This is a genomic window from Pedobacter foliorum, assembly GCF_013266735.1.
GTDB classification, from domain to species: Bacteria; Bacteroidota; Bacteroidia; order Sphingobacteriales; family Sphingobacteriaceae; genus Pedobacter; species Pedobacter foliorum.
On sequence record NZ_JABSNU010000005.1, the window covers coordinates 97,547 to 114,805 of the forward strand.

Sequence of the window (17,259 nt, forward strand, 5' to 3'; positions counted from 1 at the left end):
GATTAACGCATTTTAAGATTTATTTTTGGTGACTGTATCGTTGGGGCAATTTGGATGCTGGCAGGTTGACTTATGCCTTTAACCTGATCCATAAAAACACCTGCTCTGGCCACAATATCAGGCGGATAACCCAGATTTTTCTTTGATTGTATTACCCGAAGAGCTTGATTAGTGACCAGAACTGCACCTTGACCGCTTTGATGATGTATGGTTTGGTCTAGGGTAAATACATATTTGTTAGCTGAATTAAGTAAAATATTTCTATTCGTGTTTACAAAATTAGCTGACATTATTGCTGTTGCATTTTGAGCAGCCATCACAATTGTGTTGACCTTGTTTTTCTCAGTTTTTTCGGGATCAGTACTAAAATCTTCAGCATAGGAGCCCTCAGCCGGTGGAATGCCGTAATTGTTATCATTGTAGTTTACATCAAACTGATCGGGAGGCATGATGGCGCTCAACCTTGGAAAAGATGGATCTGTATAGCTGCCTATGCCTCCGGTTATCGCATTCCAAGGTATATTGAGCAATTTGAGGTCTAAAGTTCGGTTCTCACCAAAGGCTTCAGTTACAAAACGATCCAATATATTGTTGAGATCAGTTACGCTTCTTCCATGATCATATACCATGTTTTTATAATCTCTTGCCAGTTTAGCTGCGGTGTTGCTGTTACCTAAATTTGGGAAAACATCACCTAAAGTCCAGTTTCCATCATCTAAAGCATTAAAATACTCAGGCCCTTCAAATTCGTAATGCACTTTGAATGCTGTTATAGATTTGGTTTCTTCGTTAAACCATTTAAATGCCTCCAGATTCTGGCTAATGTCTTTTCTGATGTCGGCTTCCATGTCACCTACCTTCAGTTTTCTTATTTTCAGTCCATTGTATTTGTCTTCAAAAGTTCTGTATTTACCGGTATTAAAATACCACGAAAACACATCGCGCTCTCCAGATCCCATTCGTAAACCGCTTTTAATAATATTCCGTTTGCTAGTGATGACATCGCCGCCAGCGGTAAGTGCATCACCCTCCATTTTTAAAACATCAATAGCCATTAATTTAGTTCCTGCTACCTGAGGTTCAGGAGATGGATTTATCGGATCGCCTTTAACATAGAAACGGATAGCGTAGTTTTGATTCGGTAAAAGACTTGTGGGTAATTTAAAAGTCCAATTTGTAGGATCCGCATTTTGTATTGGTAAGTCTATTTTATTAGTTTCAGCATTTCCGCTGCCCATATTTACGATGCGTACTCTTGTTTTAGGATTGTTTAAGTCTAAACCGAAGGAGCTGGCGTCGTAGCCTCTGTTTAATTTAAGGTAGGCTGTATTGTCATTTAATACACCAAATGGCAATGTTTTGTGGCGGTGTACAGGCATAATGTCGACCAAGTTTTCTAGAGATATTTTCTTTGGTCCTTTATCTGTTTTAAATACAATATCTTTTTTGTCGACGTAAACAGGGCCAAAAAAGCCAAGGTTACCCGTTTTTACATATTGAAATTGGGATTCGCTTAGTATATCTTTTTTAGCCGATTGATCAGCTTTTCGCTCTGTGGCACTTCTTTTATCGTCCTCGTAGGTTAGATCAGGAAAGTATTTAACCTTTGCTTCAACATTAACTTCAAACTCAGTATCTGGTTTAAGAAGTGGTAAATTTGGCTTTAGCGCTAATTTATAGATTGGACCATTGTAATACATTGACTTGTTTTCTGGCATTGCATTCTCGCCAACGGCCAAACCAAAATCATTGATGCTAAAGACCGGTTGATTACCTTCTTTTAAAGAAATTGTTACATATTCCTTTCTGAAGCGAAACAGATCGTACTTGACCGCCTTAATGTTGCCATCGTTATCTGTTGAAGTTATGGGTACAATAAAATCTTTATTTAAGGGATAATTAAAAGATACAGTAGGTGAAGCCAGTGTACTTACTTCGCCTCCGTCCGGATAGATGTCGGAGATGAGTTTAAGTTCACGTGAGTCTTGTTTGTCGTCACAAATGGTTCCGACTACAAATCGGATATTAAAGCGACCAGATATTAATCCATCTAAAACGGCAAATCTGCCTCCCAGTGTTCCCCGTACATAAAGTGGGGCAGGGCCACCCAATTCGGCCGAAGCACCTAAACCAGCTCGTATAAATTCTATTTGTTTCTTAATCCCAAAAACATTGATGTTTACACCACAGGCTGCTTCGGCACCAACGTAGGCTTGCCCGCGTGCGTACCATGAACCGGCCGGTTGATCACATTCGGGTTTATCCCTTTGTAATATACTTACATCAAAACCGATGCCCGCATATATACTGGCATAAAATATTAGAAACTTAGGGTTTGCTTTAATTTCGGTAAGTGCGCCGAATATCATTCCTTTACCGGTGACAGCTGCGTCTTCGTCGCGTGTTTTTTTAACTTGCGAATATTCTATTTGATCAAAACTACCTTCTTCGTCGGTATTTTTTTTCTCAACCCCCATGATTTCGAGTATGCGATCTGGTATTTTTGGCATAGGATCAATTGGATTTCCCATTTGGAAATAGGCATCTGATTTGATGAAACCATTTAAAAAACTAATGCTATTAGGTTGAAAAGGCCTTGGCCTTCCCATTCTAAAATACCAGAGTGTTCCCTCCTTGGATTGTGAATTAATTGCTAAAGTATTTTCTATGTAAAACTCTAGCATTCCTTTGGCTGATACCAAAGGAGCACTTCTGGGGAATGCCATATCATAATCAAATTCGGCTCTAAACGTATGAAATAGGTTGTTAATCATTTTTATTTCTAAAAGCATATTTGCTTGTGCCAAAGCGTTTTCATAACGCTCTAAGAAGGAACCACCTGCACCACTTAAGATGCTGGCCTTTCCGGCCAGATTGAATTTATCAAAGCCACCATTGTTATTGAAAGCAATTTCCATAGATAACAATCCTTCTAAAGTAGACCGGCTGCTTAAACCAAAATAAACTCCAGCTATTATGCCGAATTGCCCTCCATTTGAATTGTTCGGTGTGTATTTATTACCCGAAAAACTGGTAATTTGCACTGCAGTTGGGTCTTCTGTGTTCGAATTATCTTTGGGCATTTCGGCGCCCACACTATTTTTACGTCCGGAAACATCCTGACTCATGTTGTAATAAACGCCGCCGGCAAATCCATACAGTGCTGTTCCAGGGAAAAGCGGAATGCCCGACTGCCCAAAATCAACCAAAGCATCAATATAAAAATATTGGAAACTCTGCGTACTTGCCCTACTACCAAATAAAGCTTGCATCTGAAATTGTGCTCCAGCACCTGGCAATAGTACATTTAACCGACCACCCAATCCATAATCCCGTACGCCATTAGCTTCTATATCGTGGTAATAAACAGAACCTTCTACATCCAAAGGGCCTAGTTTGGCTTTGGCTTCCAGTTGTACTTTTTCTATTTTACCTTTTACTCCACGCCAAAACTTTCTTTGCCCTGCAGCGGGATCTATTTCGCCATATACCTTAAAATCAATACTGGCTTTAGGGATAAAGTTTACGTTATTAACCAATTGAAGGCTGCCTCCAAATCTAAAACCAATTTGACCTCCATCAACAACAGGCGTAATTTTGGTCTCAGTTATTCCAAATCCAAGTACGCTACCACCTCCACTTGCAGATAACCAATTGCTTTCTTCGGGAAGGTTTTGAATATCACTTGGGCCTTTTACATTTTGCTGGGCATAAAATTCATTCAAATTATCCTGGTTGATCATTGCCCTTGGGTTATTTCCACCCGTATGAAAATCTATCTGACCCGGCTCAAAGTAAGGTGACCGGGAGGATATCTTCATATTTTGGAAGGTCATTTCCCCAAGTGTAAGCTTAGGTAGTTTAGCGATATCTGTTTTAAAAGCCATACTTCCGGTTAACAGTGCCTCAGCTTTAAATCCATCTCCATCAACACGAACTGTAATTTTTGATGATTTATCGATATTTACGGTGGTCCATAAAGCACTGAAATTTAGGTCGTTTTTCGGATTTGCACTAAACTCAAATGCCATTGCTTCCCCTGCGGGCTTTGTTAGGGTGCAGGAATAATCGATTTGATTATTCGTTTTGCTATACTCGGATCCCGAGGGCGGTAGAACCAATTTTCCTTTTAGGTAGCTTTTCTTGAAGCTATTTTTCCAAAAGTTAAGTCCGATCTCATCGATGGATAAAAACCAACCGTCTAAACTTCCTTCTCCAACGGTTAATATATTTGTTGCAGTAACCTGACCACAAATGCCTTCCTGGTAAATTAAATTCTTTGCGGCAAAAGTCACTGGATCACCATTGAATTTTTTAATTGCAGCTGGAAGCTGCACATCAATTTGTGGGATATAAATGCCAGTCCAGGAATCATCGAGAACTATAGGTGCGTCGCTGGGATCTCCGCTTTCTATTCGCTTAGGCATGTTTTCCCAGTTTTTAGTATCAGAGTGATCGTAAATGATTGTTGATGAGGCCCCGATTTTACCAAACTGAACATCACTTATAGTGCCCACTTTAAATGGTGAAACAGATACCTCTGCAATCCAATCTGCCCAGCCAACTTCTGTTTTAGCTTTGATGGTCAATGATATCGGCTGATTGCTGACAGCATCTAAAAGTGGTGTTCCCTGAGGGAATTGATAATTGGCAGCTATTTTAAGCAGCTTAAATCCCTTACTGTCGAATATGAGTTGCGTACCCTCGTTGCCTCCCAGTAGCTTAAGTCCGGTAGAGGCTAAAAGAGCGTCTTCGCTTAAATATAAAGAGGCTTCTCCGCACAAACTAGTTGGACTTATACAAATGCCTTTGCCCGAAAAAGCAATTTTCATGTTCGCATCGGGCATATTCATTACCGATATGGCTTCGAACCAACTCTGGGTTGCAGTAAAAAACACATTGGTGATGCCTATGGTAAAAGCTCCCTTATCGAGGCCTAAGGGCAATTCGGCGCCTGCTGATGCGGCTGATTGTGTTAATTTAGAAACCAGCTGGTTGGTGTTATTTTTAAAGTACTGATCGAGTTGGTTAATTTCGTTAGAGGTAAGCGGACTACTATTTAATTCAGGTTGATCCGCATTGGGTAGAAAGCTAAAATCAGCACGTTTTATTCCATGTACATTTCCCTCTAGCATTTCGAATTTACTATTAATAGAAAGCTCACTAAAGGCAACTCTTAGTTTTATTGCAGAAGAAATATTTCCTATAACAGGTAGGGTTATGGTGCCGGTTCCACTTAACTTGCCATTACTTGCATTAACTGTTAGCACCTTCATTTCAAACTGATTTACTTTGATTATGCGATTAGGAGCGTCTTGTAAAATCAAATCATTCGCTGCATTTCCACCAGGTTTAGCTGTATTACAATTGGCACAATTGGGCACATTTGCTGCAAATGGAGCACTGGCTGCTTTAACCATCATATTTTCGGGAAGACTAATCCCTTCTTTTTGATAAGTAAACTGAATTACCTCACTTTGTCCTCCATTGCGGTAGTTTATCCTACCTGATGGATCAATGGCTTTTACCATTAAAGCATACTTTCGGCCTGGAGTTAATTGAGGGTCGGCAGGGCCATAAAGTAGAGTGTTTGTATTAACTTCTTTCTCGAAAAAGGGGGGGCTAAATGATGAACGCATTGCGTCATTGGGATTAAGGTTGCCCAGAATCTCAACCATTTTTACGTAATAGGTTGGTAGGACAGGACCTCCAGGAGAGGAGCTCCAGGTAATCGGGAAGGACTGTGCTGCATTAAATTTGATTTCCTGATCGTTAAATGGAGATAGAATGCGCGGAGGTTCTACATTAGAAATCACCAGATTTGAGCACCCTATGGGCTGATCGGGACTGATTGGTTGTCTGGTGTTATAATCTAAAGCCCTGATACAAATCTGATAGTTCCCTTCGGGTAATCCTACGCCTCTGGTAAAATCTGCAACACTCACACCGGTATATTCGATTTGATTGTAATCAAACAACTGAGCAATGTCGTTACCATTTAGTAAAATCATTTGTCCAGGAGCCATTTCAATAGGCTGAGGGCTTTTATAGCCCGGTTTTAGCCAGGCTGCTACTCCATTATTTCCGGTAATTGTTCCGCTGAGTTGTATTTGCCTGGTAACAGTACTGGTATTTGAAAGCGTTAACACCATCAAATCAGGACGTGAGGCATAGTCCGAAATTCTACTTTGGTATGGTGGAAGGACCTTTAGGGTAACGTTAATTTGAGCCCTTAAGGTTACTGATGCCAATATCAATAAGCTAATTAAACAAATTCGAAGTAACAAGTTCAAGTTTTTCATAATCCAAAGTTGATTTGGTAGGCTATTTCCCCACGTGATTCGCTGAAACCAGGGTATCCTCCGCTTATTATGGTTCCTGGATTGTTTTTTGTCCAAAAGAATGATGATCGAAGCGATTGTCTTTTGTCAATTTTATAGTTCAAATTCGCTGAACTATTAATAATTAAACTATTACTGTCTCCGGTTTTTCCATTTAAAACACTACAATTTAGGCCAGTGGTTAATTTCTTATTTAGCAAAGTATAGTTACCTCCCAAAGTAATGCCTGAATAGCTGGTTTTAATTCCCATACCTCCCATTTTACTGTAGTTTAAACTTCCGAATAAGCTTAAAGCCCTTTTAAGAAAGCTTATGTTGTAATTGAGCATATATTGTTGGGTAGTTACATTTCTGCTTGGGGCATCGGTACCGAAATATGAATTGTAATCGTTCAAATTACTCATGTTTACAGTAGCCATAATCATGTGTGTTATGTCTTCTCCTATAATCATATAGCGAGGCATTAAACTTAGATTTTGAGTGACTTGTACAATTTTTAGTGAATCTGCAAAACGAAGGGTATTGGGTTTTTGGTTGTTCGAAAAATTGCTATAAAAAGCATCTAAGCCAAAACGTTCTGTAATATCTGCACTCAAATTACCGTTGGCGATAATTCGCTTTGTAGTTGAGGTTTTTTGAAGCCTGACATTATCATGCTCTACCCCAAAACTGCCGTTGAAACGGAGTTTTCCTTCCTTTAGATTGAAGTTGGGGCTTATGGTAAGGTTTTCTATATCATTTGAGAAAAAGTAAGCCCCCATTGATTTAAAATCAGGCTCAACTCGTCTATAGTTTACTTTTAGCCCATAATTTTTAGCGGTGTAGCCAACTCCGGCACTGAAGGCTAAAAATAATTCTGTACTGCCATTCACATTTAATAATCCTTTTAGTTTATTTAAAGTTGGATCTTCAATCTTTTCGAATTGTATTGGTGAGTTGATGTCGCGAGTATAAATGCTTACCGCCCCATCACTTTCAAAGAAAAAACGCTTAAACAATGTAAACTTGGTGCCATAACCCAGTACCGAATTTGCAGCAGCGGTTACCTTGTTGCTATCTGTTGGATTAATAGATGTTATAGAGGTGCTGTCGTCTTTGGCGTGCAAAAAACTCAGATCAAAATAATTGGATGATGAACCGTAGCCTAACTTGGCGGCAAAGCCTTTTCTCGAAAATGAGTAGGGTACTAAAGCCATTGTTGCGGTATCTATCACCGTAGCTTTATTTAGCCTGCCGTACATAAAACCAATCCTTATTTTACCCGGCTTAAGTTCAAAACCACCGCCAAGCATGGTATGTCCGGCTAAGGTGTAGGGTGAAAAGTTTATACTCCGGTGCCCCGCATGTAACGTAATCCATTTGTAAGTAGGACTAAAGCCATATTGGTTAAAAGGCTGTTGAAAAGAATTTTGCTCTTTGCTTATGGTAAAACTTGTTGGTATGCTCCAACCATAAATATTTATAGTTGGGCTACCACTTAATAAATAGGTAAAAGGTTGTCGGCGGTTTGCTATGCCATTTGCATGGTAAAAGATACCACGTAATTCCAGGCCTCCATTAAATTCAAATGGTTTTTGTGTGCCTAAATTGGTCAAATCTTGTCCTAAACAAGTATTTGACCAAAGTAGCACACCAACTAAAAGTAAAAAGATGGAGCGTTTCATTTTCGGGTAATTAATTTAATAATGGCCTTAATCAGGTATGTTGTACATTCTTTTTACCACATTATAATCGCGGAGTTGGCTGCGGGTATCAGGAGAGAAAATCCCACCCGGTATAATGATGTAGCGGAATTCGGTACCCCAGTTATCTAATACTTTTCCATTAGAATAGACGGTAATGGTATTCAAACTAAGCTTAAACTCAATCAAAGTGCCTGTATGTCTTGAGATATAGGGAAGCTGATTTAAGCCCAAAAGAAGATCACCTTTGTATTCTTTTGCATAAACAGCTACATGACCTCCATCTAAAATGACCTGATTTAGTTCTTTTGCCGGAATTTCATAAATGCCCGATTGTGAGCTGGATACAAGCATCCATGGGCTATAAATTACATTTGCAGTTCCCGGAGGGCCTTGGGGGCCTGTAGGCCCTTTTAAATTAACGGGAGTGCCCCAGCCGGTTCCGCTTTTGGGGCCATATAAATCGGCTGTATTGCGATTGAAATAAAAATCTCCTGCTCGTCCAAGGGTTGAACTTGGTGCCGTAGTTCCACTAAGAATTTGTGAGCCTGCTACACCTGCAGCTCCATTTGAACCTTTTAAATTTGTAGGAACACCCCAACCTGTTGCGGTTTTAGGGCCATAAAAGTTACCAACTAATAAATGAAAGTAAAAATCACCTAACTTCCCTATTGCTGCTGTAGGAACGGCTACTCCACTTATAATCGTAGAGCCGTCTGCACCTTTAGGCCCAACGGAGCCCTTTAAACTTACAGCCGTACCCCAACCTGCAGTTGTTTTAGGACCGTACAGATCTCCATTACTGCGATTGAAGTAAAAATCTCCTGTAACGCCTAACGTAATGCCGGGAACTGTAGATCCGTTAAGAATTTGTGATCCTGGCAATCCTGCTGAACCTGTAGCGCCAGTGGCACCGGTTGCTCCTAAAGCACCTTTTAAGTTAGTAGGAGTACCCCATCCATTTGCTGTTTTAGGTCCATAAAAATTACCAAGTAATACCTGAAAGTAGAAATCGCCTATTGTACCGATTGCATCTGTTGGTGCAGCTGCTCCACTAATAATGGTTGCACCATCGGAGCCTTTAGTTCCCGCTGTACCTTTTAAATTTATAGCCAAACCCCAACCTGCATTGGTCTTAGGTCCATAGAAGTCGCCAGTGTTAATTTTGAAATAAAAATCACCAACGCCACCTTGTGCAGCATTAGGCACAGCTGTTCCGCTAAGAATCGTTGAACCTTCTGCACCGGGTGCTCCCTTTAAATTTGCAGCCGTACCCCAGCCGCTGGCCGTTTTAGGGCCATAAAAATCATTGTTACCTAATCTAAAATAATAATCACCAACTTTTCCTATAGTAGGATCAGGTTCAGTGTTGCCACTTAAAATAGTAGAACCATCTTCACCAAGTTCACCCCTGGGACCCACTGCACCTTCTTTTGTACAGCTAGCCAGTATAGCCATCACCCATATTACTATAAACATGGATTTTAGTAATTTGATTAATTTCATGTCTGATTTATTTAAATACATAGAATAGGATTCGAAATTTCTAAACCTAAATTGTGTATTTAAACCATTGGTTTTTATCAGAACTAGCGAACAATAAGGCTCATTGAGTGAACATGGTTGTTCAATGAGTGAATAACTATTTTAACTGGAAAATAGTCGTGGCAAGTAAATGATAACAACTGTACCTCTGCTGTTATCTCCTTCACTAATACTAATTTTTGCGCTGGTTGTTTGATATTGAAGATTGATCATTTCAATTCTTTCCTTGACTGAAGCTATTCCCATTGATTTTTCCTTAATGCCGCCAATTTTTTTAGACGTCGAAGCAGAATTTCCAATCCCCACACCATTATCAGATACAGTTATACAGACTGTTGTATTTGTGGTTTGTAATTTAACTTCTAAATGGGCTCCACTTTTGTTTTCAACTATTAGACCATGTAAAATAGCATTTTCTATTATCGGCTGTATTAACATGGGAGGCAGTAGTAATGTTTTCAATTGCAATTGCTCAGCAACAATAAATTCATAACTGAATGAATTACTATACCGCATAGCCTCCAGCTCTGTGTATAATACTAAGGCTTTCCATTCTTTATCAGCAGTTACCAAATTCTTAGTAGAGTTTTCCAGAATTAACCTGCTTAATGAGGCGAATTTTTGAATTAGTCTTGATGCTATCACTTTTTCATTATCCATAATGTAAGCTTCGATAGAATTTAATACATTAAAAATAAAATGAGGGTTCATCTGTGCACGCATTGCTTTTAACTCACTTTCTGAGAGTTTTTGCTTAAACAAGAATTGGTTGCGAACAAAGTTTATCCGTCTTTTTAGCAAAATGAAAATAATAACAGCAATTGAAAGTAGGCATAAGATGATAAACAAATTTGTTTCGTACCAGTGTGGCAAAACTTTAATAAGTAATTTTTCTTCTTTGCTAAACACATCATCGTTATTACTGCCTTTAACGTATAGCTCGTATTCGCCTTTTGGCATAATTCCTAAAGCAATATTCCCATTTTCAACTTGTTGCCAATGTTTAGTAGCCTTACCAATTTTATAAAAATAACTGTTCTCTTGAGCAGCGGTATAATTGGTTAATGCGAACTGAATATTTATAATTTTTGCTCCAGGGGGTACTATTAGCTTTTTTTCGTTGTTAATATTCTGTAAGATTGTTTCTTCACCATCAATACTTATATCCATAAAGATGGCTCTTGGGATATCTGTGTTTGTTTTTATGTGGTAGGGATCAAATCTTGTCACAAAACCACTAAAGCTCAATAGTAAATTGTTTTGTTTGTCTTTTTCAAAGAAACCATGTCCTTCATATTGAAATGGAAGCCCATTATTAATGTTAAAATAAATGAAGCTCTTTTTCCTATCGTATTTTATTATTCCTTGCTGCGAGGGAATCCATAAGTTGCCAAGGGTATCTATCGATATTCTTTTTAAGTAATTTTCCGGCAATCCATCGTTATGGTCAATCAGTAGTCCAATGCCTTTAGTTTTATCAATTTTAAGCAGTCCGGCATCAGAAACCGCCCATATTACATTTTCATTGTCCTCAGTTATATCGGTTATCCAACCAATGGCAGATTCTTTTCCTTTCTTGTTTAGGATTTTGATTTTGCTAAAGGCATCATTTGATGGGTTGTACCGACTAATTCCCTTGGTTGTACCCGCCCAAAGGTTATTTTGTTTATCCATGAAACCCGAGTATACCGGCCCATCAATATTTATTCCGTCGGGTTTATATTGTTTTATAAATCTGCCTTTAATCGGATCAAAAAGATATAATCCATTTTGTCTGGCCCTTATCCAAAACAAACCATCACTTCTTTTATATAGTTTGGATACACCGAGGTTTTCTTTAATAGTTAAATCTATTGGTGGTAAATAAATTTCATAACCTCCATGATGTTGTTTTACCAGACCAGAATCGGTGCTAAACCAAAGATTGTTACTGTTATCCTTATAAATACTGTTTATGGACTTACTTAAAGCACTTTTAGAGTTTTGAGGTATTTGTAAAACATGCTTTACCAGCTTCCATTTTTTATCAAATACGTAAAAACCCTTTCCATAATAACCCGTTACATAAAAATAATCATCAGTTTCTAACATATTGTTTGGAAGCCCAAAAAGTTTAGGGTTATTTAAGTTTAGTTGCTGATACAATGGAATGTTGTCGAAATTCTGCAGATTAGGATCAATAATGCTAATGCCATTATCAGTTGATAGCCATAAGCGGTTCTGCCTGTCTTTAGTAATATGGAATACTGAAAATGCGTTTAATGACGTTGGGTTTAAATTATTAGAAACATATGTTTTTAGTTGATTAGTTTTTATATCCATCAATGCAAAGCCACCACCCGCAGCAATGCATAGCCAATTATTTTGTTGGTTATCGGACCACTCGGTAATATCATTTACCCTTAAATATGGCATTTGAAAAAGCGTTTGATAGATTGACTGATATGTATTGAGCTTTGGATCAAAGCTCTTAAGCCCTCCCTCAGCCTGGCCTAAATAAATAGTGCCGTTTTTGCTCTGATAAAAGGCTATGTTTTCATTAAACGTAGGTTGCTTGTACAGTTTCAGATTTCTATTTTGTTCATCTATTAAATACAAACCATAAGCACTTAATGCCCACAAGCGTTTCTTTTCATCTTCTCTAACCAGGTTAAATGAATTATATGCCGGTTTTGGATCAGGCTTATTTATCTCAGGAGCGTTGTAGGTAGTAAAAGTGTTTGTTTTATAATCGAATAATTGAATGCCGGCATCAGTAGCAAGCCATAAGCGCCCCTTACTATCCAGATATGGGATACATTTCCAAGTACCCGACAGGCTGTTTTTATTTCCTTCCTGATGAAAAAAGTTCTTCGCCTTTCCGGTATTTGGATTAAAACGGGCCAGGCCTCCAAATGTACTTAACCATAAATAACCATCTGTATCAGCAACAATATAAGTTACTACATTATTACATATTGAGGTACTATCATTGGGGTTATGTATAAATTCCTTTATACTCGCTCCATCATATCTATTTAGTCCTTTGCTAGTGGCAATCCAGATAATACCATTCTTATCCTCATAAGTACATCTCACCGCATTTGTGCTTAAGCCATCTTTAATGTTAATCTGACTAAACTTTAAATTAGGAAACACCGGGGCGTTGGTTTTTTGTCCAAAAACATCCATTGTGGTTAGCGCAAATAACCACATCACAATGAGGGAGAGTAATAGAGGAAGCTTTATTCTCATTTGATTTAAGCGTTAACAGGAGATATACAAAATAACAAAATATTGTATTGAATGCGAATATTATATCCTAATTGGAAGTACTACTTCGCTCATTATTAAGTAGATTTCACTCATTATATAGAAATATGACCAGTAAGCTTTATAAGTTTGATCAAGCAAATCAAACAACATTAAAACGAGGATAATTGTCATGCTAAAAATGTTGAATGGATTAATTGTTTAGAAAAAAAAGACGAAATTTAATTATAAAAATTAAGTAATGTTAAAGGTTGCTATATTAGACGATGAGGTTAAGGGTAGTAAATTACTCTGTCAAAAGCTTGAGTTTTTTGAGGATGAGTTGCAGGTGGTTTGCATTTTTAATCAACCCGCCAAAGCATTGCATACCATTACTGAGCTAAAACCAGATGTACTTTTTTTGGATGTAGAAATGCCGGGAATGAATGGTTTTCAGTTTTTAGAACGCCTTGGTAGCTTTGATTTTGAAGTGATATTTACTACCGCATATGACAGTTACACGCTCGAAGCACTTCGTTTAAGTGCTGTTGATTATTTACTTAAGCCTATTGATCAAGAAGAGCTGAAAGCAGCGATTACCAGATTAAGAAAAAGAGTAGTTGAAAAATCAGGTATCAAGGCTGTAAAAAAGGAAAAAGGAAATAGCAACCGCTTGGCTTTAACCACCGCAGAGGGGGTCTACTTTGTTGATAAGACCAATATCATAAAAATTGAGGCCATGAGTAACTACAGTGTTTTCATATTGGCTGACACCAAGAAAATTGTGGTATCCAAAACCCTTAAGGAATTTGAGACCATTTTAGATGACGAGTTTTTCATTCGAATTAGCCGTTCAATGATCATCAATTTAAATTATGTAGTTAAATATCGTAAAGGCGACGGGGGAACTGTGGAACTTTCTGATGGTTCCGAAGTAGAGGTTTCAGTTCAGAGAAAGGATAGCCTTTTACAAAAACTATTCTGATATAGTCGCAATAGTTCTTCGGGGTCCCGAAGCTGCATTCTTCATGCAATATTTTATGATCTCATATAAAACGATTTCACATTGTGAGATTTGGTATTTCTATATAATCATTCCGATAAGTCTGCCCTGTCAATAGGTGTTCTTCGAACACTTTTTTTTTAGCTAACTGGTTAAATTGCCTGCCATCGTCCATAGAATAATGGACTAGCTAATATTATTCATTCAAAAACTGAAGCATGAAATTAAGATTACTATTCAAAATGATCTTCCTGTTGCTTTTTTGTTATGGAGCAGTTGCCCAGAACAAGAAAATATCAGGACAAGTGACCGATTCCGATGGCGGCGGGCCGCTACCGGGTGTTAGTGTAAAAGTTAGGGGGAAGCAGCAGGGTACGGTAACAGGGCCTGATGGGAAATATATTCTGGAAGCGGCAGAGGGTGTTATCCTTGAGTTTGCTTACGTTGGATATGTTGGGCAAACCAGAACTGTGGGTAATGACCCGATTATTAATGTGGTACTAAGTGGCGAAAATAAATCACTTACCGAAGTGGTAGTAACTGCATTTGGTATCAACAGGGCAAGCCGAACAAATGGCTATTCGGTTGCTCAGGTTGGGGGCGAAGAAATCAACAGGGCATCCCCTTTAAATCTAATGGCAGGTTTACAAGGCAAGGTGGCCGGTGTTGATATCTCTGCCACTTCGGGTTCACCAGGCGGATCCAGCAAAACGGTCATCAGGGGGTTCTCCTCAATCGCTGGCAGCAACCAGCCTTTGTATGTTATTGATGGTGTGCCAGTAAACAACTCGAGGCCAGGTGATGCTTCACCTGTGAACAGTCTTGGAGATTTAAAAGAGAGTTATGATTTTGGTAATGCTGCCAATGACATCAATCCGGGAGATATAGAGACAATCAGTATCCTAAAAGGAGCCGCAGCAAGTTCTCTCTATGGATCTAGGGCTTCTAATGGTGTCATTTTGATCACCACTAAAAAAGGAAAAGCAGGTGCTTTTAAAGTTGATGTTAGTTCTGCTGCGGCTTTTTCGCAAGTAACCAATGTGCCCAAACTACAGGATAAATACGGACAAGGCTTTGCCTACGAAAGTTGGGTTGCTGAAAACGGTAGCTGGGGAGCAAGATTTGACGGGAAAACACGGGATTGGGGATCTGAAGTAGATGGAGAACGTTTGTCGCAGACTTTTGTGGCAGCAAAGAATAGCTTTAAAGATGCCTTTGATACTAGCCAGGAATATAATAATACAATCTCTTTCAGTGGAGGTACTGATCAATCAACATTTAGGCTTTCTTACGGAAATGTAAATAGCGATGGTATTTTGCCCGGTTCAAGTGATGTATATAAAAGAAATACAATCAGCTTAAACGGATCTACTAAGTTTAAGGACTTATCCATAACTGCAGGTTTAAATTACCTTGGAAAGAATACCAGAACGGTACAAACAGGTCAGGCAAATTCAGGAGTAGGCTCTTCTTTTTATGAAGATATCCTACAGATCCCAGTTAATTTTGAGATTTCAAAATTCAAAGACTACAAAAATAAATACTTCGATGTAGATGGCTTCTATAGCCCTTTTACTCAGAATCCATACTATTCTATTTTCGAAAACGGCGCTACATTTAAAAGCGACAGGTTTTATGGGAACATTGACCTGAAAATAAAACCATTGGAATGGTTAACCCTTCAATTTCAACAAGGCGTGGATGTGAGTAATATCGTTGATAAGATCTGGAATGCCAAGAACTCGCCAACGCCCGGATCATGGGCCGGAGGGGGTAACGATGAGCAAATTGTTAGACAGGCAAGTGTTGGAAATGTTGTTGATGGTTCAGAAAAATACTTTGAGTTCGATTCCAAGCTGAATGCGCTGTTTGATCATAAATTCTCAGATCGGTTTGATGTGACGGGATTGGTTGGTTTAAACTTTAACGACAGGGGTTCAAGAGTTTTATATACAGGCATCGAAGATCTGCTGATTCCCGGTTTATTTCAAATTGATAACTCAGGAAATGCCCCAACCAGCAGTCAGACCAGTAAGGAGCGCAGGCTTTTCGGCGCATATGCCTCTGCAACCTTAGGATATGATTCTTTTGCATATTTAACTTTGAATGCAAGAAACGATTGGAGTTCAACCCTGCCTAGCGCACAAAGAAGCTATTTCTATCCTGGTGCCAATCTTTCGTTGATCTTGTCTCGTCTTATAGACATGAGTAGTGCTAAAGTTTCATTATTAAAACTAAGAGTGGCCTATGGTAAAACCGGAAGTGATACGGATCCTTATAATGTGTTAAACATATTGAATAAAACCAATATTTCTTTAGGAGGAGTGGCTTATACCTCATTCCCTTTTGGAGGAGTTGGTGGTTATAGTATTTCCAATACTTTAAAAAATAACAAACTGAGACCGGAGATCAGTACAGAAACTGAATTTGGAACCGAGATAAAGCTTTTTGATAATCGTCTTGGGCTTGATATCTCTTATTACAACCGGGTTACCAATGATCAGATCCTGCCAATTGTGGCTTCACCATCTACAGGAGTAAATTTTAGGGTAGTAAACTTTGGGAAGGTACGCAACAGAGGTATTGAGATTTCACTTACCGGAGTTCCGATAAGAACTGATGATATGACCTGGAACATTGGATATACTTTTACAAGAAACAGAAATGTTGTTCTCGAATTGCCGGATGGACTGAGCAAAGTTGTACTAAACGCTGCATATGATGCTCAGTTTGTGGCCAAGGTTGGTCAACCTTTAGGTGTATTTGAAGCCCCTGTGCCACTTTACGATCCTGAGGGCCACATTGTGGTAAGTTCTAACGGATTTCCGGCCTCTGCCCCTGATCTGGGTACCTATGGTTCATCCCAACGCGATTTTGTGATGGGTTTTACCAACACTTTTACCTATAAGGATTTTATGCTCGGCTTTACATTGGATTTTAAAAAGGGAGGCTTATTCTATTCAGGCACAGCAGATTTGTTAAATTTTGTGGGTAATGCGGCGAATACGGTTTTTAACGACAGACGTACATTTATTGTACCTAATTCTGTGGTAAGAGTAGTGGATGGTGAGGGTAAAACGACTTATGTAGAAAATACAAATCCGATTACCGAGAACAACATCTATTCTTATTATTATACCAACTCAGGAAGGGCAGTTTCTTATAAGAACATGATTGTTGACAGAACTTATCTAAAGTTAAGAGATCTTACACTGGGGTATTCTTTACCTAAAAAAGTTGCAAGAAGGATAGGGACTGACCGGGCCATGATCACCCTATACGGTAGAAATTTGCTTACCTGGCTGCCAAAACAAAATATAACCATAGATCCGGAGGTTTCAAATTTCGGCAATGACCTTTCCAGTGAATTCGGAGAGTTCAGAACAGGTCCATCTACAAGGAATTTCGGTGTTTCTTTAAGCCTAACCTTTTAGTCATCATTTAATTGTGTATACAA

At 38.8% G+C, this 17,259-nt stretch carries 6 protein-coding genes; 2 read left to right on the plus strand and 4 right to left on the minus strand.

Annotated elements, in window-relative coordinates:
• Nucleotides 1-2: 2 nt before the first annotated feature.
• The 4 genes from HQN83_RS12190 to HQN83_RS12205 form a co-directional block, all read right to left on the minus strand.
• Nucleotides 3-6,302, minus strand: coding sequence for a hypothetical protein (locus tag HQN83_RS12190; RefSeq protein WP_173090628.1), 6,300 nt, complete (start codon nt 6,300-6,302; stop codon nt 3-5).
• The gene (locus tag HQN83_RS12195; RefSeq protein WP_173090629.1) at nt 6,299-8,005 is read right to left on the minus strand and encodes a hypothetical protein; all 1,707 of its coding nucleotides are present in this window, start codon (nt 8,003-8,005) and stop codon (nt 6,299-6,301) included. The genes HQN83_RS12190 and HQN83_RS12195 overlap by 4 nt, the downstream gene beginning before the upstream one ends.
• A gap of 27 nt (nt 8,006-8,032) precedes the next feature.
• A complete protein-coding gene (locus HQN83_RS12200; RefSeq protein WP_173090630.1) occupies nt 8,033-9,529 on the minus strand; it encodes a hypothetical protein in 1,497 nt (498 codons plus the stop codon).
• Nucleotides 9,530-9,670: 141 nt separating this feature from the next.
• Entirely contained in the window at nt 9,671-12,802 is a 3,132-nt protein-coding gene (locus HQN83_RS12205) for a ligand-binding sensor domain-containing protein (protein ID WP_173090631.1), read from the minus strand.
• Nucleotides 12,803-13,061: 259 nt separating this feature from the next.
• On the opposite strand from HQN83_RS12205, the gene HQN83_RS12210 reads away from it, so the two are divergent.
• A complete protein-coding gene (locus HQN83_RS12210; protein WP_173090632.1) occupies nt 13,062-13,784 on the plus strand; it encodes a LytR/AlgR family response regulator transcription factor in 723 nt (240 codons plus the stop codon).
• Between the two features lie 236 nt (nt 13,785-14,020).
• Entirely contained in the window at nt 14,021-17,236 is a 3,216-nt protein-coding gene (locus HQN83_RS12215) for a SusC/RagA family TonB-linked outer membrane protein (protein WP_173090633.1), read from the plus strand.
• Nucleotides 17,237-17,259 lie beyond the last annotated feature (23 nt).

Bases quoted from the DNA above. Each gene is read 5' to 3' on its own strand.
- HQN83_RS12190 (WP_173090628.1), bottom strand. From the start codon at position 6,302: ATGAAAAACTTGAACTTGTTACTTCGAATTTGTTTAATTAGCTTATTG.
- HQN83_RS12195 (WP_173090629.1), bottom strand. From the start codon at position 8,005: ATGAAACGCTCCATCTTTTTACTTTTAGTTGGTGTGCTACTTTGGTCA.
- HQN83_RS12200 (WP_173090630.1), bottom strand. From the start codon at position 9,529: ATGAAATTAATCAAATTACTAAAATCCATGTTTATAGTAATATGGGTG.
- HQN83_RS12205 (WP_173090631.1), bottom strand. From the start codon at position 12,802: ATGAGAATAAAGCTTCCTCTATTACTCTCCCTCATTGTGATGTGGTTA.
- HQN83_RS12210 (WP_173090632.1), top strand. From the start codon at position 13,062: ATGTTAAAGGTTGCTATATTAGACGATGAGGTTAAGGGTAGTAAATTA.
- HQN83_RS12215 (WP_173090633.1), top strand. From the start codon at position 14,021: ATGAAATTAAGATTACTATTCAAAATGATCTTCCTGTTGCTTTTTTGT.